This is a genomic window from Streptomyces sp. NPDC045998 (assembly GCF_056430285.1).
On the sequence record NZ_JBWKLJ010000009.1, the window covers coordinates 156,113 to 179,171 of the forward strand.

Genomic DNA, 23,059 nt, shown 5'->3' on the forward strand with positions numbered 1-23,059 from the left:
GCGGCTATGAGCGACAGCGACACACGGGCGAGTGGGGCGCAAGCGCGGACGCCCGCAGGTGCGGGCCGGGGCGAGGTCCATGCCCGAGAGGCGGCCGCCGCCCTGGTGGCTCTCTCGGAATTCGCGGATCTGCACGCCCCCAGTCCGCTGTCCTCCCTCGCCTCGCGGGCCCTGGCGGCGGTCGAGGAGTCCGCCCCCCTGGGGCTGAGTGACCTAGGGAAGGTGCTGGACATCACGACGGCGTCGGCCAGTCGACTGTGCACGCGGCTGGAGGGCGCGGGTCTGCTGGCCCGCCGCTCCCACGCCGACGACCGGCGCAAGACGGTGCTGGCGCTGACGCCGGCCGGCGCCGAGGTGGTGGAGGAGTGGCGGGCGCGCCGGGCGGGCGCCCTCGCGACAGCGCTCCCGCACTCCGCAGCCCGGCTCCTGGCGGTCAAGGTGGCCTGTGACCTCGCTCGGGACCGGCTGCGGGCAGCCGCGCCGAGGGGGGAGGAGGCCTAGGGGAAGGAGCGCATTCAATGGGCATCCCAGAGGAACAGTTGCCGTTTGACAACTGTATGCCCGAGGAAACACTCTTGCCTTGTGCGAGTCCCTCCGCGTGCCCCGACCCTGGCGCGCACGCTCAAGAACAAGGCAGGTCACTGTGAAGCGGACGGCGTGCCGGGCACCCTCGGCAAGTCATGCGGTCACCTCTGCGCCACCGGCCTTGTCGGGCTCCTCGGTGTCCTGGGTGTCCTCGAGGGCGAGGCGGAAGCCGCTCAGGCCGGTGGCGAGGGCCGCGCGCTGGGCAGCCGGCATAGCGGAGATGACCTCCACCAGTGCCGCTTCGCGACGGGCGCGGAGGTCCTTGAGGTAGTTCTCGCCGCGGCTGGAGAGGCGGAGTTCGAGTTCGCGGCGACTGGCGGCGCTGGGGGTGCGTTCGATGAAGCCGAGCGCGTCGAGGCGGTCGCACATCCTGCTGACCGAGGAGGGCGCGGAGCCCAGGACCTCTCCGAGGGTGCGCAGGTTGATGGGCTGGTCGCGGTCGAGGATGTACAGCACCCGCAGCTGCGAGGAGGAGACGGGGGCGGGTGAGGTCATGTCCCGGCCCTTGTTCCACAGCACCTCGAGCAGCTCGATGACCTCGCGGGCGGCGTGGGCGGCAGCATCCCGGTCGGCGCCTGGAGAAGTCTCGGAATGCATGCCCTCAACTGTGACACTTCGCAACGGCCTTGTCAGTCTCCGCGACATAAGAGGCCATCCACTCCTTTTACGCAATTCTCTCGAACAGGTGGTACTCGAACGGTGGACAGATTCTCGGCTGTGGAACGCGCGCTGCGCGGGGCACCGCCCCACGCTCTTCTCGAAGCAGTGCGGGACGCGCTCACTGCCCACTACGCGGCCGTCTCCGTCGACCTGCTCATGGCCGACTACGCGATGACCATACTGCAACCGGTCAACGCCCTCCCATACACCGCCGAGCCCGTCCCGGTACACACCAGCGCGCCGGGACGCGCTTTCGGGTCCCAGCAACCGTATGTGGAAAGGCAGCCGCAGGGCACCGATGTGGTCGCTCATTTTCCCGTCAGCGTGCGCGGAGACCGCATCGGCGTCCTCACCGTCCGCCTCCCCGCCGACGGCTACACCCGCGAGACCGAGCGGGAACTGCAGAACATCGCCGAGGTCCTCGGGCACGAGATCGTCGTGGCCGAACGCGACACCGACCTGTACCTCCAGGCCCGCCGGGCCAGTCGCCTCACCCTCGCGGCCGAGATGCAGTGGCAGTTGCTGCCCGGCCGGGCCTGTTCGCGCCCGGAGTACGAGATCGGGGCGCAGCTCGAGCCCGCCTACGCCATCCACGGCGACAACTTCGACTGGTCCGCCTCCGCCGACCACCTCACCCTCACCGTCACCAACGGCATGGGGGAGGGCATCGAGGCCGCGCTCCTGACGAACCTGGCCATCAACGCGCTCCGCAACGCCCGCCGGGCCGGACTCTCCCTCTCCGACCAGGCCTGCCTCGCCGACCAGGCCATCTACGGTCACTACCACGGAGCCGCGCACCTCTCCGTCCTCCTCCTGCGCTTCGACCTCGCGACCGGGGAAGCGGAGATCGTGGACGCCGGATCGCCGAAGATGTGGCGGCTGAGGAACGGCAAACCGGAACCGATCGAACTGGAGGCGCAGCTGCCGCTCGGCATGTTCGAGGACACGCTCTACACGGCCCAGCCCTTCCGGGTCCTCCGCGGCGACCGTCTCTTCTTCGTCAGCGACGGCGTCTACGACGTCGCCTCACCGGCCGGGGAGCGCTACAGCGACAAGGCGCTCGCCCGTGCGATGGCCGCGACCCGCCTGCTGCCGCCCTCCCAGGTGCCCCGCGCCGTCCTGCAGGAGCTCGCCGGTCACCGCGGCCCCATCGACGCGGAGGACGACGCCATGGTCGTCTGCCTGGACTGGCACGGTCGCCCGTAACCACCGGGCCCGGGCCTGCGGCCTACCACGGCAGGAAGACGTGGATCTCCTTCCCCGGCCCGTCCCGTACGACCTCGACCTCCCCGAGCGCCCGCACGATGTGCCAGCCCAGGCCCCCGGGGACCCGGGCGGACCGACGGGGCACGGGCTTCGGCGGCTGCGGATTGGTGTCGCCCACCATGACGTGGACCCCGTCGAAGGTGCGCCGGACCCGCAGCGTGAAGGGCCCGGGGGCGTACTGAACGGCGTTGGCGGCCAATTCCGTGACCACCAGCAGGACGTCGTCCCGGCTGTCGGGCTCCGCCGGGGGATCGGCGTACGCGAGCGTGTCCAGGAACAGGCCGGCCGCGACCCGCGCGCCCGTGACGTCTCCGAGGTCTCCTTCGAATCGCGTGCTCATGCTCTCGTCGACTTCGTCGCGCATTCCGTCCCAGTCGTCCTTGAGCGGCCCCGATACCATTCTTGGCCTCCCATCTGTCCGTCTGATGCGAATTGTCCGCATGCCCGGATGGTGGTGATCTACTCACTCCCATGGGCACCCGCACCCCGCCGATCTACACTGAATGAACACCGGATCCTTTCGAGCTGAGGGAAAAGACGGCGCGACGTGGACAGACTCATTGCCGTCGACAGGGCCCTGAGGGCCGGCGCGCCCCACACGCTCCTGGAGATCGTGACGACCGCCCTGATGACGGAATACGGCGCGGAGCGGGTGGAGCTCCGGCTCGCCGACTACGCGGTCCGCTCGCTCCAGGCGGTCGAGCGCGGCCCCCGGACGACCGAACCGGTGGGCATCCACGACAGTCCCCAGGGGCGGGCCTTCGGATCGCAGGAACCGGTGGTGATCGCGGACACCGCGTCCGGCGCGTCCGACGTGCACCTGCCCGTCACCATCCGTGGCGACCGGATGGGGGTGCTCTCCGTCCGGCTTCCCGCCGACTGTCCCCTCGACACCGTCCTCCCGGAGATGCGGCACATCTGCGAGGCGCTCGGCCACGAGATCCTCGTCGCCGAACGGGACACCGATCTCTACGTCCTCGCCCGCCGCGCGGCGCGCCTCACCCTGGCCGCTGAGATGCAGTGGCAGCTCCTCCCCGGGCGGGCCTGCTCCCGCACGGAGTTCTCACTGGGGGCGCACCTGGAGCCCGCGTACGCCATCCTCGGCGACAACTACGACTGGTCCATCTCCGCGGACGATCTGACCCTCACCGTCACCAACGGCATGGGGCAGGGCATCGACGCCGCGCTCCTGACCAATCTGGCGGTCAACGCCCTGCGCAACGCCCGGCGGGCCGGCCTCGATCTCGCCGGACAGGCGGCCCTGGCCGATCAGGCGGTGTACGCGCAGTACCGCGGGCGTACCTACGTGTCCGTGCTCCTGCTGCGCTTCACGCTCGCCACCGGGCAGGTCGAGGTGGTCGACGCGGGGTCACCGCGGGCCTGGCGGATGCGCGAGGGTGTCGTGGAGCCGCTGAGGTTCGAGGCCCAGCTGCCGCTGGGCATGTTCGAGGACACCCCCTACCACACGCAGTCCTTCACCGTGGAGCCCGGCGACCGACTGCTCTTCGCCAGCGACGGGGTCTACAGCGCCCCGTCCGCCACGAGCGAGACCTACGGGGAACGGGCCCTGGCCCGTTCGCTCGGCGCCACCCGGCTGCTGCCCCCGAGCCAGGTGCCGGCCGCCGTCCTGCGTGACCTCGTGGCGCACCACGGGGAAAGCCCGCTGGACGACGACGCCCTCGTGGTGTGCCTCGACTGGTACGGCCCGTCCCCCGCTCTTCCCTGACCCGCGACCGTCTCCGCCCGTCAGGCGAAGACCACGCACGCGGCGGCCGGTACCTCCAGGGCGCCCGCGCGGGACAGCCGTCCGCTCTGCGGGTCGACGTCGAACCAGGTGACGTCGCCGGACCACTCGTTGGCCACGTACAGCCTGCGCCCGGACGGGTCGGGCACGAGATCGCGCGGCCAGACACCACCGCACTCCACGGCCTCCGTGAACCGCGGTTTCTCCGCCCCGTCGGCGAGCGAGAAGGTGACGATCGTGTTCCGCCCGCGCACCGCCGCCCGTACGAACCGGCCGTCGGAGGAGACCGCGACGACCGACGGGTGGGCCCGTACACCGTCCGCACCGGGAGCGGGATCGGGATCGACGTCGACCTCCGTGAGCGGCTCCAGGCGCCCGGACGCCGGGTCCCACTGGCAGACGGTGAGCAGCGGCTCCAGCTCGTGCAGTACGTAGACGACCTCGCCGCCCGGGTGGAACGCGAGGTGCCGCGGCCCCGACCCGGCGCGCAGCACCGTCTCGGCCCGCACGCGCGGCTCCCCGGTGTCCCCGTCGAGCGCGCAGACGCGTACCGAGTCCGTCCCCAGGTCCACGGTGAGCACCCACCGGCCGCTCGGATCGGGCAGCACCTGGTGGGCGTGCGGCCCTTCCTGCCGGTCGGGGTCCGGGCCCGAGCCCCGGTGCGCGAGCACGGCCGGAGGCCCGCCCAGGCCACCGTCGGCCGCCAGCGGCAGGCTGCTCACGCTCCCGGAGACGTAGTTGGCGGTCAGCAGCCGCCGCCCCGCCACACTGAGATGCGCGGGGCCCGCGCCCCCCACCTCGACCGCGGCCCCGAGCGGGGTGAGGCCCCCGGTGGCCGGCCGGAACGCCGCGGCCCGGCCCGGTTTCGTCTCGCTCACGGCGTACAGCACCCCGGTGTCCGGCGCGAGCGCCAGCCACGAAGGGTTCACGACGGTGTCGACGGCCGCGACCGGGGTCAGCGCCCCCGTCGCCGGGTCCACGGCCGCGACCGTGATGCCGCGCCCGCCGCCCGAGGTGTACGAGCCGATGTACGCCCGCGGTCCACCGCCCCCGTCCGCGCGCTCCGTGCCCTCGCCCACCGGGTGCTCCTCTCGCCGTCCTCCGGTCGTCCGGTCCTCCATGATGTGCGGCACGCGGCCGTCCCCGCGCCGCCCACTGGGCCGTCCGGGGGGCCTCCCCGGGGTGTCGGTCCGGGGTGTCGGCCCGGGGGAGCGGGGCACAAGGGCTCCATGACCGTTTCGAAGACAAGTGTCCTGGTTCTGGACAGTGCCGAACCCGAGGCCCTGGCGGAGTTCTACGCGTCCTTACTGGGCGGCCACGCCCAGCGGGGGACCGACCCCGACTTCATCGAGGTCCTCGACCACGACGGCGTACGCCTGGCCGTACGCCGCGACCACGGGTACGCGCCCCCCAGCTGGCCGCGCCCCGACGACGCCCAGCAGGCGCACCTGCACATCCTGGTCGCCCAGGACGACATGGACGAGGCCGAGCGGGAGGCCGTCAGCCTGGGCGCGCGTCCCGTCGAGACCAGGGACAACTCCGGGCCGCGCGACGTGCGGACGTACTCCGACCCGGCCGGACACTCCTTCGTCCTCGCCGCCCGGGAGGGCCGCTCGTCCGTCGCGTGACGCACGTTACTCGTGCGTTCCGCACGGCTCTTTGCTGACAGTTGTGACTGTTGGCCGCCCCCGACCCGGTGGCACTGTCTTCCTCGACGCCGACCGAGGGAGCAGGAGTGAACAAGGGGTACGCCACCTTCTGCGACGCGGACCGCCACTTCTACGACGCGCCGCACCGGCTGTCGCTCGACGGCCAGGGCCCGTACGCACTGGCGCTCTCGCCCGTACCGGAGGGCTGGCAGCGGCACCGCAGCGGCGACTGGCTGGCCCTGCGGCCGGTACGGCACACACTGCCCGCGCAAGGGTGGAAGATCCACGTGTCGGCGTGCCTCGACAACGCGGAAACGATTCTCTCCCGCACCGCCGACTACTGCCTCACCCACGGCATCGCCTTCAAGTTCATCCCGAGCCGCTACCTGCTCCACAACCGCAACGCCAAGTACGCCGACCGCGCCGCCAGCGGGAAGTTCCTCACCGTCTACCCCGCCGACGACGAGCAGTGCCACCGCGTCGCGAGCGACCTCGACGCCCTGCTCGCCGGCGAGGCCGGCCCGTACATCCTCAGCGACCTGCGCTGGGGCCGGGGCCCGGTGTACCTGCGCTACGGCAGCTTCACCCAGCGCCACTGCTACGACGACAAGGGCGAGCTGTGTCCCGCCGTCGAGGACCCCGACGGACGGCTCGTCCCCGACTTACGCGGCCCCGCCTTCCAGACGCCCGCCTGGGTCACGCTGCCCGACTTCCTCCGGCCGCACCTGGACGCCCGGCAGAACGTCACCGTCGCCTCCATGCCGTACACCGTCGAACGCGCCCTGCACTTCTCCAACGGCGGGGGCGTGTACGTCGCCCATGACACCCGCACCGGCGAGAAGGTCGTCCTCAAGGAGGCCCGCCCGCACGCCGGGCTCGCCGCCGACGGCGCCGACGCCGTCACCCGCCTCCACCGCGAACGCGAGGCGCTCCAACGGCTCACCGGCCTGGGCTGCACCCCCGAGGTGCGGGACCACTTCACCCTCGGCGACCACCACTTCCTCGCCCTGCAGTACGTCGAGGGCAAGCCGCTCAACACCTTCTTCGCCCGCCGCCACCCGCTCATCGAGGCCGACCCCACCCCCGAGAGCCTCGCCGACTACACCGAGTGGGCCCTGCGCATCCACCGGCTCGTGGAGCAGGCCGTCGAGGCGGTCCACGCGCGCGGTGTCGTCTTCAACGACCTGCACCTGTTCAACATCATGGTCTCCGAGGACGAGGAGTCCGTCGTCCTCCTCGACTTCGAGGCCGCCGCGCACATCGACGAGGGCCGCCGGCAGACCGTCGCCAACCCCGCCTTCGTCGCCCCCGCCGACCGGCGCGGATTCGACGTCGACCGCTACGCCCTCGCCTGCCTGCGCCTGGCGCTCTTCGTCCCGCTCACCAGCCTCCTCCCGCTCGACCCGCACAAGGCACGCCACCTGGCCGACATCGCCGCCGCCCACTTCCCCGTACCGCGCGCCTTCCTCGACGAGGCGGTCGCCGAGATAGCCCCCGGCTCCGGTCCCACGCCGTACCTACCCGTCGAACCGGCCGACTGGCCCCGTAGCCGCGACTCCCTGGTCCGCGCCATCACCGCCTCCGCCACGCCCCAACGGGACGACCGGTTCTTCCCCGGCGACATCGCCCAGTTCGCCACCGCAGCGGGCGGGATGAGCCTCGGCTACGGCACGGCCGGAGTCCTGTACGCCCTCGCCGAGACCGGCGCCCCCCGCCACACGGCCGCCGAGGAATGGCTCCTCGAACACACCAAGCAGCCCCCCTCCGGCAGTCCGCTCGGCCTCTACGACGGCCTCTCCGGCATCGCCTGGACCCTGCACCGGCTGGGCCACCCCGAACGCGCCCTGGAACTCGTCGAACCCGCCCTCGCCCGCCCCTGGGACGACATCGCGCCCGACCTGCACAGCGGTCTCGCGGGCCTCGGCCTCGCCCTCGACGCGCTCGGCCTCCACGACGCCGCCCTGCGCTGCGCGGACCTCACCACCCGCGCCCTGCCCACCCGGGCCGGGCTCCTCCACGGCTCCTCCGGGCCCGCCCTGCTCTACCTGCGCCTGTACGAACGCACCGGCGACACCGGGCTCCTCGACCTCGCCGCCGACGCCCTCCGCCGCGACCTCGACCGCTGCGTGCACGGCGCGGGCGGCACCCTCCAGGTCGACGAGGGCTGGCGGACGATGCCGTACCTCGGCGCCGGGAGCGTCGGCATCGGCATGGTGCTCGACGACTTCGCCGCCCACCGCGACGACGAGCGCTTCGCACAGGCCCGGACCGAGATCGCACGGGCCGCGCAGGCCACCTTCTACGCCCAGCCCGGGCTGTTCCGCGGCGCGGCCGGCATGGTGCTGTACCTCAGCCGCACCACCGCGCCCGGGGTCCGGCCCGCCGACGTACGCCGCCAGATCGACGCCCTCACCCGGCACGCCGTGCCGTACCAGGGGCACCTGGCCTTCCCCGGCGAGCAGATGATGCGGCTGTCGATGGACCTCTCCACGGGGACCGCCGGCTGCCTGCTCGCCCTCGGCAGCGCCGCCACCGACGGCGTGGCGCAGCTGCCGTTCCTCCCGCCGCTGCGGCGGCCCCAAGGACCGGTCCCACCCGGGACCGTGAAGAAGCACACCGTCCCCACAGAAGGGAAACGATCATGACGCTTCTCGACCTGCAGTCGATGGAGACCCCCAAGGAAGAGGCCACGGGCGACGTCGCCACGGGCAGCCGCGCGAGCCTGCTGCTCTGCGGTGACAGCAGCCTGAGCGTCACCACCTGCAACTGACGCGGGTCGGCCGCCCGGTGCCGACATCGTGCGGCCACCGGCCCCGGCCCGGGCGGGCAATCCCCGCCCGGGCCGGGGCCGGCTCCGTCGCGCGCGGCGCCGTGTGCCCCGGCCCCATGCCGACGCCCGCACGCCCCGCCGGGTACGGCCCCGGGGCCGGGAACCGACGAGGAAGGACACGTCCCGGATGCCCAGGCCGGCCCCCGCAGACGCCGCGCTCCTCCGCGCCGCCCGCCCCAGCGCCGTCCACGCCGCGGCGCTCCTCCTCTGTTCCCTCGCCTCCGCCGCCGCCACCCTCGCCGAACCCGCCGTTATCGGGCACACCCTCGACCTGCTGCTCGCCGGAGCGCCCGCGGCGCCCCGCTGGGTCGCGCTGTGCGCCGCGCTCATCGGCGCCAACCTGGTGCTCGACGCCGCCGTGGCGTGGCTGACCGGCGTGACCAACGCCCGGACGACGGCCCGGCTGCGCACGCACGTCCTCGCCCGGCTGCTGCGTACCGCGCCGCACCACGCGACCGCGCGCTTCGCGCCCGGGGACCTGGCGACACGGCTCACCGCCAACGCCACCGAGGCGGGCACGGTCCCCGCCACCGCCGCGAGCGCCGCCGCGTCGGTGCTCCCGCCGCTGGGCGCGCTGGTGGCGCTGTTCCTCATCGACTGGCGTACGGCGGCCGCCTTCCTCGCCGGCGTACCCCTGCTCCTGCTCCTGCTGCGCGCGTTCGCCCGCCACTCCTCGGACAGCGTCGCCCGTTACCAGCGCGTGCAGTCGGGCATCGCGGACCGACTCGTCGAGGCCCTCGCCGGGGCGCGTACCGTCGCCGCCGCCGGGACCGCCGCGTACGAGCGGCGGCGCGTCCTGTCCACGCTGCCCGAACTCGGCGCCGAGGGGCGGCGGATGTGGCGCGTGTACGGCGCCGCCGTCGCCCGCAGCGGGGTGCTGATGCCGCTGCTCGTCTGCCTCGTCCTCGCCGTCGGCGGACTGCGCCTCGCGTCCGGCGCCCTCGGCGTCGGCGAGCTGCTGGCGGCCTCGCGGTACGCGGCGCTCGCCGCGGGCGTCGGCGCGGTGGCCGGGCTGCTGGGCGCCCTGGTCCGGGGCCGGGCCGCCGCCCGCCGCACGACCGAGCCGCTGACGCTGCCGCCCCTCGCCTACGGGACGGGGAGCCTGCCCCCGGGCGGCCCCGGCACGCTCGAGCTGCGCGGCGTCGGCGTCGTACGCGACGGAACGAGCGTGCTGCACGGCATCGACGTCGTGGTGCCCGGCGGCGCGACGGTCGCGGTGGTCGGCCGCTCGGGGGCGGGCAAGTCGCTGTTGGCGGCCGTCGCGGGCCGGCTCACCGACCCCGACGACGGCGAGGTCCTGCTCGACGGTGTCCCGCTGCGCTCCCTCGACCGGGGAGAACTGCGCCGCGAGGTCGGCTACGCCTTCGCGCGCCCGGCGCTGTTCGGCGCGACGGTCGCGGACGCCCTGGCCTTCGGTGCGCGCACGCTGTCGGCCGGCGCCCTGTGCGCGGCGGCCCGCGCGGCGGGCGCGGACGGCTTCATCGAGCGGCTGCCCGGCGGTTACGGCACCCCGCTGCCGGACGCGCCCCTGTCCGGCGGGGAGCTCCAACGCCTGGGCCTGGCGCGCGCCTTCGCCCATGCGGGGCGGCTGCTGATCCTCGACGACGCCACGTCCAGCCTGGACACCCTCACCGAACGGGAGGTCCAGCGGGCGCTGACCCGCGACGTACGCCACGGCACCCGGCTTGTGATCGCCCACCGGCTCTCCTCGGCGGCCCGCGCCGACCTGGTGATCTGGCTGGACGAAGGCCGTGTACGCGCCACCGGGCCGCACCCGGAGCTGTGGCGGGACCCGGCCTACCGGGCGGTCTTCGCCGCGACGACCGACGGAACCGCGACGACCGGCGAAACCGCGGTCACCGGCGAAACCGCGGTCACCGACGGAACCGCGGCGACCGACGGGACCGCGTCATGACGGGCCAGGGCCCGCTGCGCCGCGTCCTCCCGCAGGCGCGCCGCTTCCTGCTGCGCCGACGGCGCGACCTGCTCACCCTGGCCGGCTGGTCTCTGCTGGAATCGGCCCACACCTTCCTCACCGGTTACGGCGTCGCCCGCGCCCTGGACGACGGTTTCCTCGCGGGGCGTACCGGCACCGGCCTGCTGTGGCTGGCGGTCGCCGCGGCCGCGGCGCTGCTGGGCGGCTTCGCCGTACGCGGGGTGTTCGCGGGGCTCGCCGGCCTGGTGGAGCCGCTGCGGGACGGGCTGGTGCGCCGTGCGGTATCGCAGGCCCTGGCCGCGGCGGTGTCCGACCCGGCGCGGTCGGACGGCGCCGGCGCCACGAACAGCGCGGCGGTCTCGCGGCTCGTGCACCAGACGGAGATGGCCCGGGACAGTTTCGCGGGACTCGTCCTGACCGCCCGGTCGTTCGTCTTCACGGCGCTGGGCGCGCTGCTCGGGATGGCCACGCTGGCGCCCGCGCTGCTGCTCGTGGTGGTGCCGCCGCTGCTGCTGGGACTGCTGCTATTCCTCGCCACCCTGGCGCCGATGGCCGCCGCGCAGCGGGCCTTCCTCGACACGGACGAGGCCCTGTCCGCCCGGGTCGGCGCGGTGGGGGCGGGCCTCCGCGACGTGGTGGCGTGCGGCGGGCAGGACCGGGTCGCCGAGGACGTGGGCGCACTGATCGGCGCGGAGGCGGGCCTGTCGCGCCGCCTCGCCCGATGGGCGGGGGTGCGCACCCTCGCGCTGGGCGCGGCGGGGCGGCTGCCGGTCGTGGCCCTGCTGGTGGCGACCCCGTGGCTGCTCGGTCGCGGGGTCACCGCGGGAGCCCTGCTCGGCGCGCTCACCTACCTCGTCCAGGCGCTGCTGCCCGCGCTGCACACGCTGATGACGGCGCTGGGCGCGGCGGGGACCCGGCTGCTGGTGGTGCTGGACCGGTTCGGCACGGAGGAGCCGGCGCTCCCGGGCGCTGCGCCGTCCATACGGCACAGTCCCCGCCCCGGCGGCAGTGCGGCCGCCGCCGTCGAACTGCGCGGTGTCACCTTCGCGTACGGCCCCCGCGCCCGCCCCGTGCTCGACGGCCTCGACCTGGTCGTCGAGCCGGGGGAGCACCTCGCGGTGGTCGGCCCCAGCGGCATCGGGAAGTCCACGCTGACGGCCGTGCTGGCCGGGCTGCTCACCCCGACCGGGGGCACGGTCCTCGTCGACGGCGCCCCCGCACGCGCGCACGACGGCCCGCCCGGACCGGATCCGCGCCGCGTCCTGCTGCCGCAGCAGGCCCACGTCTTCAGCGGCACGGTCCTGGACAACCTCCGCTACCTGCGGCCCGGCGCGCGGCCCGCCGAGGTGGAGGAGACCGTCGCGGCGCTCCGCATCGAACCCCTGGTGCGGCGGCTCGGCGGCCTCGACGCGGTGGTCGACCCCGGCAGGCTGTCGCAGGGGGAGCGGCAGCTCCTGGCCCTGGCCCGCGCCCGCCTCTCCGCGGCGCCGCTGCTCCTCCTCGACGAGGCGACCTGCCACCTGGACCCGGAGACCGAGGAACGCGCGGAGCGCACGCTCGCCGCGCGCCCGGGCACCCTGGTCGTCGTCGCCCACCGGCTGTCGTCGGCCGTACGGGCGGACCGCGTCCTGGTGCTGGACGGTACGCGGGCGGCGTGCGCGCCGCACGAGGAACTGCTGGACACCTCGCCGCTCTACCGCGATCTCACGGGCGTCTCCCACGGGTGAGCCGTCCGGCTCGCCCTCACACCCACCCCGCGCCCTGCGAGATACGGATGGCGTCTATCCGGTTGCGCGCGCCGACCTTCCGGGTGGCCGACGCCATGTAGTTGCGCACGGTGCCGTTGGACAGGTGCAGCCCTCTGGCGATCTCGGCGATGGACTCGCCCTCCGCCGCTCGTGCCAGCACGCTCAACTCCCTTGCGGTGAGCGGCATCCGGGACGCCTCGAGAAAGCCGAAGGCGAGCGATTCGTCGACGAACCGCTCGCCTGCCGCGACTTTGCGGATGGCCCTCACCAGGCGGCGTGGGGAGCTGTCCTTGTCGACGTAGCCCAGCGCCCTCGCCTCGAAGGCCTTGCGCAGCGAACCGGGGCGCCCCGCCGAGGCGAGCACCAGCAGACCGATGCGGGAGCCGAGGGCCACGCCGCCGCCGGACCGTCCGTCCTCCCACAGCGTCGCGGTGCCCGGACAGTCGAGGTCGACCACGCACACGTCGGGCCGTAACGACTCCGTCTCCCGCAGCGCCGTGCACCAGCCGCCGGTGGAGACCTCGAACGACTCCTCCGACCCCTCCGATTCCCTGGTGAGCAGCGCCGCCAGCGCCGACCGCAACAGGGCGACGCTGTGCAGGACAAGCACCTTCGTCATAGCGGTTCCCCTCCCGATGGCGGCCCGGCGTTTCCCGGGCCTCGCATGCCACACATGCGACTGCCCCGGACGCGGGCGCAGGAACCTTTCGCTGGGGCGTACGGGGCGCGCGGTACAGGCAAGCGGGCGCCCCCCGTGCTACCCGTGCGCGCCCGTGCGCCCCCTTCCCGTCCGAGGGGGCGTCAGGACCGCTCGTACGCGGTGAAGGGCGAGGCCCGGTACCCCGCCGCACCGGTGATCAACAGCCCCCGGTAGTCGAACAGCACGCCCCCGACCTGGTCGTGGAAGCCGCGGTTGTCGAGCTCCTCGCCGGTGGCGGCGTCGAAGACGAACAGGTCGCCGTCGGCGAACATGTGCTCGTCCGCCTCGGTGAGCACGGTGACCTTCCCGTCCTGGACGAGCAGGTCGTAGGCCTTGGCGCCGTCGATGTGCTCGTCCGTGCCGCCCCAGGCGATCTCACCGGTCGCCAGGTCGAAGGCGACCAGCGTGTGGTCGTAGTACCTGCTGTGGTGATCGCCCAGGGCGTAGAGCCTGCCGCCGTCCACCGCGACCTCGAACGACAGGGGGCTGGTGTGCGAACTGGTCCCGCCGATGGCGCCGTAGTCGCCCTTGTAGTCGATGGCGGGCTGGGCGCGGCCGTCCTCGCCGAACGAGTAGTAGGCCTCCGGGCCGGCCACCACCAGCGGGTCCGCGGACACCACGTGGGCCGGCGTGCTCCCGGCGAGCAGCGGGCGGCGGGCGCTCAGCGGGGTCGACCAGAGCAGCGTGCCGGTGGCCGGGTCGAAGGCGGCGGCGTGCAGTTCGCCGGAGGGCGCCTCGTCCGGGTCCTCCTTCTTGTCCCCGCCGCAGGCGAGCACCGCGGAGACCCGGCGCTCGGCCGCGCCGAACCGGCCCGCCGAGCAGTCCTTGGGGACGGCCGCCGTCCACCGCACCCGGCCGGTGCGCACGTCCACGGCGCGCGGCACCCGCTCGCCGAGCACGGCGACACCCCCGGCCGCGGCCACCATCTCGCGTGGGGAGTTGGGGTCGCCGGGGGCGTAGGCGATGGCGGTGCGCCAGAGTTCACGACCGTCCTTCAGACCGATCGCCACAGCGGTGGCGCACTCCCCGGCCTTCTCCGCAGCGCCGTCCGCGTCGCGGACCACCACCAGCACGGACGCGGCCTCGTCGGCGTCGCCGCCGCAGATCTCCGAGCGTCCGGGCGGTACGTACTCCCATGCCCGTTTGCCGGTACGGGCGTCGAACCCGGTCACCGCGTCGAAGCGGCTGCGCACCAGGGTGTCGCCGGACAGCCAGACGCCGTTGCCGTGGTCCGAGTCGGTGCGGTCGGCGGGGGTGCTCCAGCGGACGTCCATCGAGTCGCCGGGGAAGCGGCCCGTGGTGGAAAGGCACCCTGCGGTGAGCGCGCCGACCACGACCAGCACCACCCCGAGCTTGATCAGTATCCAGGTAAGCCGTGTGCTCATCCCGCTCCCCCTCCGCTACAGCGGCGATCATCATACGGACAGCCGGCGGGGAGGGACGGATGGCAGCCGGAGGGCGGACAGTCGCGGCTCCCGCCCCTACTCGTAGGCCACGGCGCCGTCCCGCTCGGCCAGGTGGGCCACCCCGGCGCCGTCCGCCCGGTCCATCAGCCGTGCCAGCTCGACCCGGGAGCGCACCTGGAGCAGCGCGAAGACGTTGCGCAGGTGGTGGTCGACGGTGCGCGGGCTGATCGACAGCCACGCGGCCACCTCGCGGTTCGTGGCCCCCTCGGCGACGCAGCGCGCGATCCGCAACTGCTGCGGCGTCAGTACGGGGAGCACCCCGGCCGGTTCGCGCCGGGGCCCCGACGCCTCACCCGTGGCGCGGAGTTCCGCCCGTGTCTGCTCGGCCCAGGGGTGGGCGCCGCACCGTTCGAAGGCGACGAGGGCGTCCCGCAGCCTGCCCCGTGCCTCGCGCGGACGGCGCCGGCGCCGCAGCCACTTGCCGTACAGCAACAGCGTGCGCGCGGTCTCGAAGTCGCCGCCCGCCTCCTCGTGGCGGCGCAGCGCCTCCCGGAAGAGGGCGTCCGCCTCCTCCGCCTCACACGCGAGCAGCGCCCGGCACCGCGCCAGCTGCGCCGGGGCCTGCGCGTCCGCGCCGAGCGCCGCCCAGACGGCGAACTCCGCGGCCGCCGCCCGCGCGTCCCCGCACAGCCCGGCCGGCACGGCCGCCTCGACGAAGCACGGCACGGCGAGCATCCGCACGCCGAAGTGGCCCCGGCGCGGCCCCGGCCGTACCAGCGGCCCGAGCCGGGCGGCGGCGTCGGCCGCCCGCCCCCGTCCGAGATCGGCGCGGGCCGCCGCCCATTCGGCGAGCGTGGCGGCCTGGGCCAGGCCGTGCGCCCGCGCGACCGCCAGGGCGTGCCCCACATGGCGCGCCACGGCCCCGGCGTCGCCCTCCACCGACGCGACGAGCGCGAGTACGGCGTGCTGGTGCGCGACGACGTTGCGCAGCCCGGCCCGGTGGGCCCCGCACAGGCCCTGCCGCGCGTGCGCCCGCGCCAGCGCGTGCCGCCCGGCCCGCAGCTCCGCGTACGCCAGGTGTTCCAGCACCCGGGGCTCCAGGGCGGTCAGGCCCCGGGCCCGGGCGAGCGCCAGCGCGCGGGCACCGGCGCGGCAGGCGCCCGCGCTGTCGCCGAGCACCAGCGCGGCGGCCCCGGCCCGCAGCAGGCCCACGGGGTCGTCGTCCCCCGCGGCCCGGCGCACCACCCGGCGCAGCGGCTCCCGCGCCCGGTCCAGCCGCCCACCGAGCGCCGCGTACAGCCCGGCCCGGTAGTCGTACGACGCCCCGGGCTCGTCGGGCGAACGCTCCGGCGGCCCTCCCTCACCGCCGAGCGCGGCCAGGCACGCCGCCACATCGCCCATCGCCCACCCGGCCTCGACGGCGGCGAGCCGCGCGGCCAGCGCGCGCTCCGGGTCGTACGGGCCCAGCAGCGCGGCAGCCACCAGCAGCTCCGCGTGGGCGTCACCGACGGGGCCGTCGTACAGCGCGAGGGTGCCGCGCACCAGCTCGGCCCGGCCGCGCACGGCTCCGTGCGCGGCCTGCCGCGCGGCGGCGAGCAGCTCCCGCGCCCGCCGCGGATCCCCGGCCGCCACGGCGAGCTCGGCGGCCGCCGTCAGCCGCGCCGCCCGGGTGGCGTCGTCGGCGCTGAGCTCGGCGGCGCGGGCCAGGGCCGACGCCCGCTCCGGCGGCGTGCCGCCCGCCTCCGCGGCCGCCTCCAGCGCCGCCGCCAGGCCCGCGTCCGGCCCCTCGGCGGCGAGGGCGCGGTGGAGGAGGTGCGGCAGCCGGTGGTCCTCGCCGCCGAGGGCCGCGGCGAGCAGTGCGTGCGCGGTGCGCCGCCGCGACAGCGGGGCCCCCGCGAGGACCGTGCGCCGCAGCAGCGCGCTCTCGAACCGGATCGTCTCCTCACCGATCCCCAGGACGCCCGCCGCCTCGGCCGCGTCCAGCGCCCCGGGCCCGATCCCGGCGGCCCGGGCGGCCCGCAGCACCACGGCCGCGTCCGCGCCGCCGTCTCCCGGCGCGAGCTCCTGCGCGGCGGCCGCCAGCAGCACCGTGAACCCGGTGTCGGGCGGCAGCCCCGACAGCCGCCCGCCGAACGTCCGCGAGAGCGTGCCGCCGTCGACGAGCGGCCGGGGCAGCGGCGCGCCCCCGGTGAGCTGCGCCGGGGTGAGGCCCCTCACGACCGCCGCGACGAGCGCGGGATTGCCCTCGGTCTCGTACCGCAGCTCCCGCAGCAGCTCCTCCCGCACCGCCGGATCGGCACCGCCACCGGTCACCACGCCTGCCGGATCGCCTGCCGGATCGCCTGCCGGACCGCTCGCCGGCTCGTCCACCAGCTCGTCCACCAGAGCGGCCACGGCCCGATCGGCGAGCGGCGCGAGGCGCACCACCGGCACCCCCGCGAACTCGGGGTCCCGCACCCGGTGCGCGGCCACGGACACCAGCAGCCCGACGGTACGCAGCGACTCGGGGCGCCGGGCCGCGAAGCCGAGCGCGGCGCGCGACGGGGTGTCCCACAGGTGCGCGTCGTCGACGCACACCAGCAGGGGGCGTGCCTCCGGGGCGGCCCCGCGCAGCAGCTCGGCCAGTCCGCCGGGCTCCAGCCCGCCGCGCAGGACGCCGGCCGCACCGCGGACCCCGGCGGCGGAGAGCAGCGCGTGCACCCCGCTGTACGGAACTCCCCGCTCGGCCGCCGCCGCCCGCGTGTGCGCCACACGCCCGCAGCCCCCGAACCGAGCGGCGGCGTGGTCGAGGAGCGCGGTGCGGCCGAGGCCGGGCTCTCCGGCGACGAGGAGGGCGCCCCCGTGGCCGGACCGCACCCGCTCCAGCAGGGCCGCCACGGCGTCGAGTTCAGCGCTCCGGCCGTATATCCCGGTCACACACAGCACGTTACTTCCGCGTAACGACAGCCGGAAGCGGCGTTGGGCACGCGCCCAACGCCGCCGGTCCAACTCTGTGCCCGGGCACCGCGTCCTGGTGTCACGAGGTGTGCGGGCAGGTGCCCCGGTACTCCTCGATGGTCAGGCTCGGCCGCGGGATCGGGCAGAGGAACTGCTCGTAGCGGGTGTCGTTGTCGATGAACCGCTTGAGCCACGAAATGCTGTACTTGGCGATCGTGGTGTCGGAGGTGTTCGGCGCGAAGTGGCCGGCGTTGTTCAGCTCCAGGTACGCCTTGTCGAGCGTGCTCGGCAGGCTCGTGTAGAACGGCTCCGAGTGCGAGGAGACCGGCGCGATCGTGTCGTTGTCGGCGCCGATGAGCAGCGTCGGCGTCTTGATCTCCGGCCAGCTCTTGTCGGTGTTCCAGGCGGTGAGCGGTATCGCGGCCTGGAGGGACGGCCGGCTCTTGGCGGCCTCCAGCGAACCGCCGCCGCCCATGGAGTGGCCCATCACGCCGAGCCGGGTGGCGTCGATCCGGCCGCGTACGGAGCTGCGCTGCGTCAGGTAGTCCAGCGCGGCGAGCAGCTGGCGGCCGCGGCTGTCCGGCTGGTCGAGGGTGGTGTTGGTGTCGATGGTGAAGACCACGAAGCCCTGCGAGGCGAGCCGGGGGCCGTACCAGGCGATGGAGGACTGGGTCCCGGTGTAGCCGGGCGAGATGGCCACGGCTCCGAAGGTGCCGTCGGCGGTGGTGGTGGGGTAGTAGATGGTGCCCCCGCCGAACCCGGTGACCGCCAGGGAGGAGACCTCCGTCTGGGAGACCGCGTAGGGGCCGCGGACGGCCTCGATGCTCGCGGTGGTCGGTGCCGGGCCGCGCTCGTAGGGGTTCTCGGCGGCCTGCGCGCCCGGCGTGATGGTCAGGGTCATGCCAAGACAGGTGGTGGCGATGAACGCCGCCAGAGTGGATCTCTTCACGACTGAGTCGTCCTCTCGGTCGTGGCGGGGCAGCCCGGTGTGCTCGCGGTGACAGGATCACCGCCGGGCGGAACCGCCGTGTTCGCTGGGGTGCCACTGTCCCGGCGCCCACGTCACACCGGCATCGGTGGAATCACCGGTCGTCACCAGGGGTACGCGGCGGACGTCCCGATAGGACGGTCGGCACGACGAGGAGCGTGACCCCCCATGGACCAGACCGACGCGGCGCCCGGCCGCAGGACGGCCCCCGACGGCGTGACCGAGCTGCCCACGGTGAGCAGCCTCGCGGAACTGGGCGACCTGGTGGAACGCCACGACGAGCTCTACGTCCGGTGGTCCCGCAGCCCCGCCGACGACGTGAAGGACACGCACAGCGCCGACCACCTCACCGGCATCACCATGCCCGGCCTCTCGGCGAACCCCCTCCAGGTCGAGACCTGGTGGGAGGACCGCCCCGTGCGGCTGTGGGTGGCCAGGCGCCTCTACGACTACTGCCACCTGCGCGAGGAACGGGACGGCGACGTACGCCCCTGGGCCCTGCGCGGCCGCGAGGTGGGCCGCGGCCCGGACAACGAGCCGCTGGTCCGCGACATCGAGCCGGTCTGCTGGATCGACCTCAAGGTCATCGAGGAGGCCGAGCGCGAGGTCGCGCGCCAGCGCCGCCCCTGGGGCCCCATGCGCAGGTGAGACCCGCCCGGCCCGCCGGGTCCGCCCGGCCTGCCCGGCCCGTCCGGCCCGGCGCGGACGGGACGAACGTCCCGCGTGCTCCCGGCCCACCAGGGAAAACGGACCACATGTCCACAGCCACGGATCACGCAGCCACGGCGCGGCCGGCCCAGCAGGGCCGGCCGCTCAAGCGGGCGCTCACCACCCCGCTGCTCTACTTCTTCATCCTCGGCGACGTCCTCGGCGCCGGGGTGTACGTCCTGATCGGCCAGGTCGCCGCCGCGTCGGGCGGCGCCGTCTGGGTGCCGCTGACCGTCGCACTCGCCCTGGCCCTGCTCACGGCGGCGTCGTACGCGGAACTCGCCACCAAGTACCCGCGCGCCGGTGGCGCCTCGCACTACGTCACCCGCGCCTACGGGCCCTTCGCCGGCTTCCTCGCGGGGTTCTGCATGCTGGCCGCCGGTGTCGTCTCGGTCGCCGCACTGGCCCGGGGTTTCGCGGGCGACTACCTCGCCGCCTTCGCCACCGTCCCGGTCGCGCTGGTCGCGGTCCTGTTCCTGGCGGCCCTGGCCCTGCTCAACGCGCGCGGCATCCGCGAGTCCACCCGCGCCAACGTCGTCGCCACCCTCGTCGAGGTGAGCGGTCTGGTGATCATCATCGTGCTCGGCGCCTGGCTCCTGCTGCGCGGCGACGGCGACCCCGGCCGGCTCACCCGGCTGGGCACCGCGGAGAAGGGCGCGGCGTCGGCCGTCCTGAGCGGCGCGGTGCTGGCGTACTACTCCTTCGTCGGCTTCGAGACCTCCGTCAACGTCGCCGAGGAGACCCGCGACCCCCGCCGCTCCTACCCGCGCGCCCTGTTCGGCGCGCTCGCCACGGCCGGCGGCGTGTACGTCCTCGTCGGCATCGCGGCATCGGCCGCCGTCCCCACCAGCACCCTGGCGCAGTCCAGCGGCCCGCTCCTCGAGGTGGTCAGGGCGGCGGGCGGCGTGCCGCTGTGGCTGTTCAGCGCGATCGCGCTCGTCGCCGTCGCCAACGGCGCGCTGCTCACCGGCATCATGTCCTCGCGCCTCACCTACGGTATGGCCCGCGACGGGCTGCTGCCCGCTCTCCTCACGCGGGTGCTGCCCGGGCGGCGTACGCCGTGGGTGGCCATCGCGGCCACCACCGCGCTCTCGATGCTGCTGGCGGTCACGGGCAGCGTCGAGACCCTCGCCGCCACCCTGGTGCTGCTCCTGCTGGTGGTCTTCTTCCTGGTCAACACCGCCGTCCTGGTCCTGCGCCGGGACACCGGCGGCACCCCGGGCCACTTCCGGGCGCCGGTCGTCCTGCCGGTCCTCGGCGCGGCCTCGTGCGTCCTGCTCGCCACCCGGATCGAGGCCCAGGTGTGGCTGCGCGGGCTCCTCGTGCTCGCCGTCGGCCTGGTCCTGGGCGCGGCCGCGGCGCTCCGGCGGCGGGCATCGGGCCGCCGGAAGCCGCCTGCGGAGCAGTCCTAGGTGTCCCTGAGGGCCCTACGTGTCCCTGAGGGCGATGACGCCGAGGGTCAGCAGGCCGAGCACGACCCACCCGAACCAGAGCCAGCCGTTGCTGCCGAGCGCCACCGTGTACGCCGTGGTCAGCACCAGCGCGCCGACGGTGAGCGCCCCCATCGTCTTCGCGGGACTGGACGTGTGTCTGGACATGCGTGCCCTCCTCCCGGCCTGGGCCGTGGGGCCGACGGGCCGTACGGCCATGGTCGCCCCACTGCCACCCACAGCGCTACCGCCGCGCACGACCCGCCGGGAGGCGCCCTGGCGGCCCCGCTACCGGCCGCGCGCGTGCAGCGACGCCAGGTAGGCGTTGTACGCCTCCAGCTCCTTGCCGCCGTCCCGGTCGGCCGCCCGGTCCTTGCGGACCGCCTGCCGCTGCTCGGAGCGGTACCACTGGTACACCAGCGCGATCAGCACCAGCACGGAGGGGATCTCGCTGAACGCCCAGGCGATGCCGCCCGCCGCGCTCTGGTCCGTGAGGGCGTCGATGCCCAGCGAGGCCGGCGGGTTCCGGTACGCGTCGACCATCGGCTCCGACGCCATCATCAGCGCGATCCCGAAGAAGGCGTGGAACGGCATGCCCGCGAACAGCTCCAGCATCCGCATCACGTAGCCCGGCCGGTGCGGGCCCGGGTCCACGCCCATGATCGGCCAGAAGAACACCAGGCCGACCGCGAGGAAGTGCACCATCATCGCGATGTGCCCCGGCTTCGAGCCCATCAGGAAGTCGAACAGCGGCGTGAAGTACAGCCCGTACAGGCTCGCGATGAACAGCGGGATCGTGAACGCCGGGTGCGTGACGACCCGCAGGTAGCGGCTGTGCAGCAGGGCCAGCAGCAGCTCGCGCGGCCCCTTGCCACCGCGCCGCGCCGCGACCGGCAGCGCGCGCAGCGCCAGCGTGACAGGCGCGCCGAGCAGCAGCAGGATCGGCGACAGCATGCTGACGACCATGTGCTGCACCATGTGCACGCTGAACATGACCATGCCGTAGTCGTTCAGCTTGGTGCACATCACCAGCGCCACGGTCAGCACGCCGACGGTGAAGAACACGATCCGGCCGACCGGCCAGGAGTCGCCGCGCCTGCGCAGCCGGACGACGCCCCACCCGTACAGGCCGAGCACCAACAGGCAGCCGACCAGGAAGAAGGTGTCCGGCGAGTACGCGAGCGCCCGCCCCAGCGTGAACGGCGGAAGGTCCATCGGCATGCCGTGCCCGCTGTGATGATCCATCCGCCGGCTCCTGATTCGTACGGGGTTGTCCGCTTGCGGGGACAAGACTAGAACCGCCCCCGGCCGCGTCTGCGACCGGGGGCGGTTCGTTCAGGTTTCACGTTTCAAGCGGAGGGTCAGCGGATGGTCAGAGGACGGTCTCGGCCTCGTCGTACCGCTCGGCGGGCACCGTCTTCAGGGTCTCCACCGCCTGCGCCAGCGGCACCATCACGATGTCCGTGCCGCGCAGCGCGGTCAGCATGCCGAACTCGCCCCGGTGCGCCGCTTCCACCGCGTGCCAGCCGAAGCGGGTCGCGAGGACCCGGTCGTACGCCGTCGGCGTGCCGCCCCGCTGGACGTGCCCGAGGATCACCGCGCGCGCCTCCTTGCCGAGGCGCCGCTCCAGCTCACCCGCGAGCTGCTGGGCCACACCCGCGAACCGCTCGTGGCCGTAGATGTCCTTGCCGCCCTCGTCGAAGGCCATCGTGCCCTCACGCGGCTTGGCCCCCTCGGCCACCACCACGATCGCGAAGCGCTTGCCCGCGCGGAACCGCTCGCCGACCCGGGCGGTGAGCTCCTCGATGTCGAAGGGCCGCTCGGGGACGACGATGGCGTGGGCGCCGGCCGCCATGCCCGAGTGCAGCGCGATCCAGCCGGTGTGCCGGCCCATGACCTCGACGATCAGCACCCGCTGGTGCGACTCGGCGGTCGTCTTCAGCCGGTCCAGCGCCTCCGTGGCGACGCCGACGGCCGTGTCGAAACCGAAGGTGACGTCGGTCGACGCGATGTCGTTGTCGATGGTCTTCGGCACGCCGACGATGGGCAGCCCCGCCTGGGAGAGCAGGTTGGCGGCCTTGAGGGTGCCCTCGCCGCCGATGGGGATGATCGCGTCGAGACCGAGCTCGGCGACGTACCCCTTGGCGCGCTCGACACCGTCGACGAGGTGCGCCGGCTGGACGCGGGACGACCCGAGGATCGTGCCGCCGCGGGCCAGGATGCCGGCCACCGCGTCGAGGTCGAGCTTGCGGTAGTCGCACTCCAGGAGGCCCTTCCACCCGTCGTGGAAACCGATGACCTCGTCGCCGTGGTCGACGACGGCGCGGTGCACGACGGAACGGATGACGGCGTTCAGACCGGGGCAGTCGCCGCCGGAGGTGAGCACACCAATGCGCATAGCCCGAAATACCTTTGCAACGTGGGCCGACTCCCGGACCACGTCGTCCGGTTGGATCCCCGCCACCCTACCGG

20 protein-coding genes are annotated in these 23,059 nt (G+C 74.3%); 10 read left to right on the forward strand and 10 right to left on the reverse strand.

What is annotated here, in order from left to right; all coding sequences use genetic code 11:
* Nucleotides 1-105: 105 nt before the first annotated feature.
* The gene (locus tag AC07FJ_RS25800) at nucleotides 106-501 is read left to right on the forward strand and encodes a MarR family transcriptional regulator (RefSeq protein ID WP_479051680.1); all 396 of its coding nucleotides are present in this window, start codon (nucleotides 106-108) and stop codon (nucleotides 499-501) included.
* Nucleotides 502-678: 177 nt separating this feature from the next.
* Here AC07FJ_RS25800 and AC07FJ_RS25805 read toward each other — a convergent pair whose 3' ends face one another.
* Nucleotides 679-1,182 carry a MarR family winged helix-turn-helix transcriptional regulator gene (locus AC07FJ_RS25805; RefSeq protein WP_361420396.1) on the reverse strand — a complete coding sequence of 168 codons (504 nt, stop codon included), beginning with the start codon at nucleotides 1,180-1,182 and terminating at the stop codon, nucleotides 679-681.
* Between the two features lie 102 nt (nucleotides 1,183-1,284).
* Between AC07FJ_RS25805 and AC07FJ_RS25810 the strand changes: the two genes are divergently transcribed.
* Entirely contained in the window at nucleotides 1,285-2,451 is a 1,167-nt protein-coding gene (locus AC07FJ_RS25810; protein ID WP_479051681.1) for a PP2C family protein-serine/threonine phosphatase, read from the forward strand.
* A gap of 22 nt (nucleotides 2,452-2,473) precedes the next feature.
* On the opposite strand, the gene AC07FJ_RS25815 is transcribed toward AC07FJ_RS25810, so the two are convergent.
* Entirely contained in the window at nucleotides 2,474-2,851 is a 378-nt protein-coding gene (locus AC07FJ_RS25815; RefSeq protein ID WP_479051682.1) for an ATP-binding protein, read from the reverse strand.
* A 207-nt stretch (nucleotides 2,852-3,058) separates the two neighbouring features.
* Between AC07FJ_RS25815 and AC07FJ_RS25820 the strand changes: the two genes are divergently transcribed.
* Nucleotides 3,059-4,237, forward strand: coding sequence for a PP2C family protein-serine/threonine phosphatase (locus AC07FJ_RS25820; RefSeq protein WP_479051683.1), 1,179 nt, complete (start codon nucleotides 3,059-3,061; stop codon nucleotides 4,235-4,237).
* A gap of 20 nt (nucleotides 4,238-4,257) precedes the next feature.
* Here AC07FJ_RS25820 and AC07FJ_RS25825 read toward each other — a convergent pair whose 3' ends face one another.
* The gene (locus AC07FJ_RS25825) at nucleotides 4,258-5,334 is read right to left on the reverse strand and encodes a lactonase family protein (RefSeq protein WP_479051684.1); all 1,077 of its coding nucleotides are present in this window, start codon (nucleotides 5,332-5,334) and stop codon (nucleotides 4,258-4,260) included.
* A 150-nt stretch (nucleotides 5,335-5,484) separates the two neighbouring features.
* Here AC07FJ_RS25825 and AC07FJ_RS25830 point away from each other — a divergent pair, with 150 nt between their 5' ends.
* The 5 genes from AC07FJ_RS25830 to AC07FJ_RS25850 all read left to right on the forward strand — a co-directional run bounded on the left by AC07FJ_RS25830 (nucleotide 5,485) and on the right by AC07FJ_RS25850 (nucleotide 12,397).
* On the forward strand, nucleotides 5,485-5,883 hold the full coding sequence (locus AC07FJ_RS25830) for a VOC family protein (RefSeq protein ID WP_479051686.1): 399 nt from the start codon (nucleotides 5,485-5,487) through the stop codon (nucleotides 5,881-5,883).
* A 107-nt stretch (nucleotides 5,884-5,990) separates the two neighbouring features.
* A complete protein-coding gene (gene lanKC, locus AC07FJ_RS25835; protein ID WP_479051687.1) occupies nucleotides 5,991-8,549 on the forward strand; it encodes a class III lanthionine synthetase LanKC in 2,559 nt (852 codons plus the stop codon).
* Nucleotides 8,546-8,674, forward strand: coding sequence for a mycelium formation morphogenetic lantipeptide SapB (gene ramS / locus AC07FJ_RS25840; RefSeq protein ID WP_058940762.1), 129 nt, complete (start codon nucleotides 8,546-8,548; stop codon nucleotides 8,672-8,674). Before lanKC ends, ramS begins: the two co-directional genes overlap by 4 nt.
* 187 nt (nucleotides 8,675-8,861) lie before the next feature.
* Nucleotides 8,862-10,649, forward strand: a complete 1,788-nt coding sequence (locus tag AC07FJ_RS25845; protein WP_479051688.1) for an ABC transporter ATP-binding protein — start codon at nucleotides 8,862-8,864, stop codon at nucleotides 10,647-10,649.
* Complete coding sequence (locus tag AC07FJ_RS25850; protein ID WP_479051689.1) at nucleotides 10,646-12,397, forward strand: ATP-binding cassette domain-containing protein; 1,752 nt, start codon at nucleotides 10,646-10,648, stop codon at nucleotides 12,395-12,397. Before AC07FJ_RS25845 ends, AC07FJ_RS25850 begins: the two co-directional genes overlap by 4 nt.
* Nucleotides 12,398-12,413: 16 nt before the next feature.
* Here AC07FJ_RS25850 and AC07FJ_RS25855 read toward each other — a convergent pair whose 3' ends face one another.
* From AC07FJ_RS25855 to bdeA, 4 genes are all read right to left on the reverse strand, one after another.
* Nucleotides 12,414-13,037 carry a response regulator transcription factor gene (locus AC07FJ_RS25855; RefSeq protein ID WP_479051690.1) on the reverse strand — a complete coding sequence of 208 codons (624 nt, stop codon included), beginning with the start codon at nucleotides 13,035-13,037 and terminating at the stop codon, nucleotides 12,414-12,416.
* A 182-nt stretch (nucleotides 13,038-13,219) separates the two neighbouring features.
* On the reverse strand, nucleotides 13,220-14,503 hold the full coding sequence (locus AC07FJ_RS25860; RefSeq protein ID WP_479051691.1) for an outer membrane protein assembly factor BamB family protein: 1,284 nt from the start codon (nucleotides 14,501-14,503) through the stop codon (nucleotides 13,220-13,222).
* Nucleotides 14,504-14,599: 96 nt separating this feature from the next.
* Complete coding sequence (locus AC07FJ_RS25865; protein ID WP_479051692.1) at nucleotides 14,600-17,440, reverse strand: helix-turn-helix transcriptional regulator; 2,841 nt, start codon at nucleotides 17,438-17,440, stop codon at nucleotides 14,600-14,602.
* A 100-nt stretch (nucleotides 17,441-17,540) separates the two neighbouring features.
* Nucleotides 17,541-18,395 carry a bis(hydroxyethyl) terephthalate hydrolase gene (bdeA, locus tag AC07FJ_RS25870; protein WP_479051842.1) on the reverse strand — a complete coding sequence of 285 codons (855 nt, stop codon included), beginning with the start codon at nucleotides 18,393-18,395 and terminating at the stop codon, nucleotides 17,541-17,543.
* Nucleotides 18,396-18,617: 222 nt separating this feature from the next.
* On the opposite strand from bdeA, the gene AC07FJ_RS25875 reads away from it, so the two are divergent.
* The gene (locus AC07FJ_RS25875) at nucleotides 18,618-19,097 is read left to right on the forward strand and encodes a DUF6098 family protein (protein WP_479051693.1); all 480 of its coding nucleotides are present in this window, start codon (nucleotides 18,618-18,620) and stop codon (nucleotides 19,095-19,097) included.
* A gap of 107 nt (nucleotides 19,098-19,204) precedes the next feature.
* Nucleotides 19,205-20,569 (forward strand): APC family permease, encoded by a 1,365-nt coding sequence (locus tag AC07FJ_RS25880; RefSeq protein ID WP_479051694.1) that lies wholly within the window; start codon nucleotides 19,205-19,207, stop codon nucleotides 20,567-20,569.
* A gap of 15 nt (nucleotides 20,570-20,584) precedes the next feature.
* On the opposite strand, the gene AC07FJ_RS25885 is transcribed toward AC07FJ_RS25880, so the two are convergent.
* From AC07FJ_RS25885 to AC07FJ_RS25895, 3 genes are all read right to left on the reverse strand, one after another.
* A complete protein-coding gene (locus AC07FJ_RS25885; RefSeq protein WP_479051695.1) occupies nucleotides 20,585-20,755 on the reverse strand; it encodes a hypothetical protein in 171 nt (56 codons plus the stop codon).
* A 120-nt stretch (nucleotides 20,756-20,875) separates the two neighbouring features.
* Nucleotides 20,876-21,832, reverse strand: coding sequence for a cytochrome c oxidase assembly protein (locus AC07FJ_RS25890; protein WP_479051696.1), 957 nt, complete (start codon nucleotides 21,830-21,832; stop codon nucleotides 20,876-20,878).
* A 127-nt stretch (nucleotides 21,833-21,959) separates the two neighbouring features.
* Nucleotides 21,960-22,985: a 6-phosphofructokinase gene (locus AC07FJ_RS25895; protein WP_361420353.1), complete on the reverse strand. Its 1,026-nt coding sequence runs from the start codon at nucleotides 22,983-22,985 to the stop codon at nucleotides 21,960-21,962.
* Nucleotides 22,986-23,059 lie beyond the last annotated feature (74 nt).

What these genes read in the sequence shown, in the direction of transcription:
- AC07FJ_RS25805 (WP_361420396.1), bottom strand. Translation starts at nt 1,182, where the DNA reads ATGCATTCCGAGACTTCTCCAGGCGCCGACCGGGATGCTGCCGCCCAC.
- AC07FJ_RS25815 (WP_479051682.1), bottom strand. Translation starts at nt 2,851, where the DNA reads ATGAGCACGCGATTCGAAGGAGACCTCGGAGACGTCACGGGCGCGCGG.
- AC07FJ_RS25830 (WP_479051686.1), top strand. Translation starts at nt 5,485, where the DNA reads ATGACCGTTTCGAAGACAAGTGTCCTGGTTCTGGACAGTGCCGAACCC.
- ramS (WP_058940762.1), top strand. Translation starts at nt 8,546, where the DNA reads ATGACGCTTCTCGACCTGCAGTCGATGGAGACCCCCAAGGAAGAGGCC.
- AC07FJ_RS25845 (WP_479051688.1), top strand. Translation starts at nt 8,862, where the DNA reads ATGCCCAGGCCGGCCCCCGCAGACGCCGCGCTCCTCCGCGCCGCCCGC.
- AC07FJ_RS25850 (WP_479051689.1), top strand. Translation starts at nt 10,646, where the DNA reads ATGACGGGCCAGGGCCCGCTGCGCCGCGTCCTCCCGCAGGCGCGCCGC.
- AC07FJ_RS25855 (WP_479051690.1), bottom strand. Translation starts at nt 13,037, where the DNA reads ATGACGAAGGTGCTTGTCCTGCACAGCGTCGCCCTGTTGCGGTCGGCG.
- AC07FJ_RS25860 (WP_479051691.1), bottom strand. Translation starts at nt 14,503, where the DNA reads ATGAGCACACGGCTTACCTGGATACTGATCAAGCTCGGGGTGGTGCTG.
- AC07FJ_RS25875 (WP_479051693.1), top strand. Translation starts at nt 18,618, where the DNA reads ATGGACCAGACCGACGCGGCGCCCGGCCGCAGGACGGCCCCCGACGGC.
- AC07FJ_RS25880 (WP_479051694.1), top strand. Translation starts at nt 19,205, where the DNA reads ATGTCCACAGCCACGGATCACGCAGCCACGGCGCGGCCGGCCCAGCAG.
- AC07FJ_RS25885 (WP_479051695.1), bottom strand. Translation starts at nt 20,755, where the DNA reads ATGTCCAGACACACGTCCAGTCCCGCGAAGACGATGGGGGCGCTCACC.
- AC07FJ_RS25890 (WP_479051696.1), bottom strand. Translation starts at nt 21,832, where the DNA reads ATGGATCATCACAGCGGGCACGGCATGCCGATGGACCTTCCGCCGTTC.
- AC07FJ_RS25895 (WP_361420353.1), bottom strand. Translation starts at nt 22,985, where the DNA reads ATGCGCATTGGTGTGCTCACCTCCGGCGGCGACTGCCCCGGTCTGAAC.